General features: G+C 44.5%; 5 protein-coding genes. All 5 read left to right on the top strand.

The genetic code is table 11. From position 1 onward, the window contains the following. Nucleotides 1-141 precede the first annotated feature (141 nt). Nucleotides 142-588, top strand: a complete 447-nt coding sequence (locus IQ229_RS19995; protein ID WP_194046729.1) for a nuclear transport factor 2 family protein — start codon at nucleotides 142-144, stop codon at nucleotides 586-588. A 52-nt stretch (nucleotides 589-640) separates the two neighbouring features. After that, complete coding sequence (locus tag IQ229_RS19990) at nucleotides 641-1,045, top strand: DUF302 domain-containing protein (protein WP_194046725.1); 405 nt, start codon at nucleotides 641-643, stop codon at nucleotides 1,043-1,045. 220 nt (nucleotides 1,046-1,265) lie between these two features. Beyond that, complete coding sequence (locus IQ229_RS19985; protein ID WP_190735407.1) at nucleotides 1,266-1,913, top strand: cysteine hydrolase family protein; 648 nt, start codon at nucleotides 1,266-1,268, stop codon at nucleotides 1,911-1,913. A 28-nt stretch (nucleotides 1,914-1,941) separates the two neighbouring features. Next, entirely contained in the window at nucleotides 1,942-2,307 is a 366-nt protein-coding gene (locus IQ229_RS19980) for a hypothetical protein (RefSeq protein WP_228013591.1), read from the top strand. A 161-nt stretch (nucleotides 2,308-2,468) separates the two neighbouring features. Beyond that, nucleotides 2,469-3,265 (top strand): FAD-dependent oxidoreductase (locus IQ229_RS19975; RefSeq protein WP_194046723.1); only part of this gene is annotated, 797 nt, incomplete at its 3' end.

The following is a 3,265-nucleotide window of genomic DNA, read 5'->3' as shown; positions in this document are numbered from 1 at the left end:
GGCTTTAACTTCCACTTTTTGTCTATAAATTTTAGTTCCTGTTAGAAAATAAAGCTTCAAACCTAGATTCAATCAAAGTCTCAGAATTTGCCTGAGATTATTGTTTTCCGAGAGTGACAAAACAGGGATAATGAATCCGCTATCCAAAAAGTCCGAATTGCAGAGGATGCTTGGAACACACGTAACCCTGAACTAGTATCACTCGCTTACACGTCGGATAGCATTTGGCGCAACCGTTCAGAATTTATATCTGGTCGTGAGGCGATCGCACAATTCTTGACACGTAAGTGGCTTAAAGAGTTAGACTACCGTTTGATAAAAGAGCTTTGGGCTTTTCAAGACAACCGCATTGCTGTCCGATTTGCTTACGAATGGCATGATGGTTCCGGCAACTGGTTTCGCTCTTACGGCAATGAGAATTGGGAGTTTGACGAACATGGATTCATGCGATGGCGTATTGCCAGCATCAACGACCTGCCAATTCACCAAAGCGATTCTCCAAAGGAGACGCTACGCGAACGCAAATACCACTGGATATTAGGTCGTCGTCCTGACGATCATCCAGGATTGTCAGACCTCAATCTTTGAAAAGCCCAACGACCATATCACCCAGTTTTTATCCTACAAGAAGTCCACTGCTATGAATGCAAACAACGGCATCATTAGCCAGCTCAGTCAATATTCAGTCCCTGTAACCATTGATCGATTAAAAGCCGTCCTTGAAGTAAAAGGCATCACCATTTTTGCCCGCATCGACCAACAGGCTGAAGCCGAAAAAGTCGGACTAAGCTTGTGTCCTACACAGTTGTTGCTGTTTGGCAACCCGAAAGCCGGAACTTCCCTCATGGTGGCAGAACCAACGATCGCCCTGGATTTACCCCTGAAAGTATTGGCATGGGAAGCGACTGACGGCAAGGTGTGGGTGAGTTACAACGATCCTAATTACTTAAAACAGCGATTTTCTCTCTCCGATGAGTTGGTGAAAAATATCGCTATCATTGCACCTTTAATCTATCAAGCACTTAGTTCCGCCGATCGCCAATAAGTTGCAGAATTAGCACCGATCGCACCTTGGCGTTTTTGAAACAGCATTTAGGCAGTGGTGTCAAAGTTTGAAACAGGGCGACCACTGCCAGATCATTCGCCCACCGCGATCGCTCTAGTAACCAAGATATTCTGATTCTGAATCATTGGGAAAACGCTGCATATCGCGGGTGGTTTTTAAGAAAGAGAACGGTGAAAATCAACAAGCAACGAGGAAAAGCATGAACATTAACAAGAATGACACCGCAGTAGTTGTCATCGATCCGCAAAACGATGTCTTGAGCGAAAAAGGGGTTTCCTGGGATTTGGTGGGTGAGAGTGTTAAGGATAACAAGACCATCGAAAACATTGAGCGAATCTTCAAAGCCGCGAAGCAGAATGGATTTGAAGTTTTTATCTCCCCTCACTATTACTACCCCACCGACCATAGTTGGAAATTTGCTGGAAACCTAGAGCAAATGATGCTTGAGGTTAAGGAGTTTGATCGCCGTGGTGCGTTGAGCCTCGATGGATTCCTGGGATCGGGTGCTGACTGGCTCGATCGCTATAAGCCCTTCATTGAGGATGGCTTGACAATTGTGGCCAGTCCTCATAAAGTCTATGGGCCGCAAACCAACGATCTCGTTTTGCAACTGCGTAAACGCAAGATCAGCAAAGTTATTCTACTTGGAATGTTGGCAAATCTTTGTGTTGAAGCTCACCTACGCGAATTGCTCGAACAGGGATTTGAGGTTCTTGTTGTCAAAGATGCAACAGCAGCCCCTCGGCATCCGGAATTGGGTGACGGCTACAAGGCAGCATTGATCAACTTTGGCTATATTGCCAATGCAGTCCTTTCTACAGATGAAGTTGTAGCAGCAATCAAGTAATGTCCAACTCATTAATTTTACAAAACTTATGAAAATATCCGCATTACTCCTAGCTCTGCCAATCAGTATCTTAGCTAATTTTTCCTTAAGAGCTTCTGCTGACTCTACTGCTGGCCTCATCCTAAGTACGAAATGCCAGGGTGGCTACAACATCAATATTTGGCAGAATTATAATTCCGGTGAACTACTCTATCGGGCGACCAGTCCCAACGGTAATTTAAGTTTGGGCAAAGGAACTAAACAAGCGACAGAAGGTGTTCGAGTGTATAAGTTTCGGAGTGGAATTTATGAATATTGGGTGTGGGATGGCACGTTGGATAACCCGCAGTCTGGAACTTTAGAGGTGTATAAAAACAACCGTATCTTGATGAAGCAAGCTTGTAGAAAAAGTTGAATCCTAAGCACGGGTGTTATGAACTTTTTGGAAAATCAGCTAGGGCAAGCATATTGAGTTACGCTCGCCAAATACGTTATTGCTAAAACCCTCTTAGTCAGCCAGTTTTTCTAAAATTCATAACAACTTCTAGAAATCGTATTCACCCGATCAAACAGGATATGGAAGTGGACACTCAACACTATGACGACATTCTTATCGGCGGCGGCAAAGCGGGTAAAACACTTGCACCGGTGTTAGTCGCTGACGGACGTAAAACCGCTCTGGTTGAACGCAGCTTAAATATGATTGGTGGTGGGTGCATTAATATTGCCTGCATTCCTACTAAAACTATGGTGGCGAGTGCCAATGTAGCAAACACAGTGCGAAATAGTGCCGCTTATGGGGTTAAAACTAATACACCCAGTGTTAATTTAGCAGAGGTGATCCAACGAAAACGAGCGGTTGTGCAAGGGATGCGTGAAATGAACTTGCACAATTTAGAAACTGCTTTGGGTCACGAACTGATCATTGGTACAGCCCGCTTTGTTGCTCCTAAAACGATTGAAGTGACGACAACTGAGGGGAACAATCGCTTACTTACCGCCGAACGGTTATTTATTAATACAGGCACACGACCGTTAATTCCATCCATTTCCGGACTCACAGAAGTTGAGTTTTTAACGAGTGAGTCGATTATGGAGCTAGAATATTTGCCTGAACACCTGATCGTTCTCGGTAGTAGCTATATTGGTTTAGAGTTTGCCCAAATGTTTCGGCGCTTTGGCTCTGGCGTTAGTGTCATTGGGCAAAGTGAGCAAATCCTGTCACAGCAAGATCCAGATATAGCGATCGCAGTTCAAACATTGCTGGAACAAGATGGTATTGAATTCTTGCTAAAGGCGAAGGTGTTGAGGGTCGATCGCACTGGTAATGAAACCATCCTGCAAATCCAAGTTGGCGATCGTGAAATTACCCT

The sequence above is a fragment of the Nostoc cf. edaphicum LEGE 07299 genome (genome assembly GCF_015207245.1).
GTDB lineage: Bacteria > Cyanobacteriota > Cyanobacteriia > Cyanobacteriales > Nostocaceae > Nostoc > Nostoc edaphicum_B.
The sequence above is the reverse complement of the archived record's forward strand: the minus strand, read 5'-3'. Positions and strand labels throughout refer to the sequence as shown.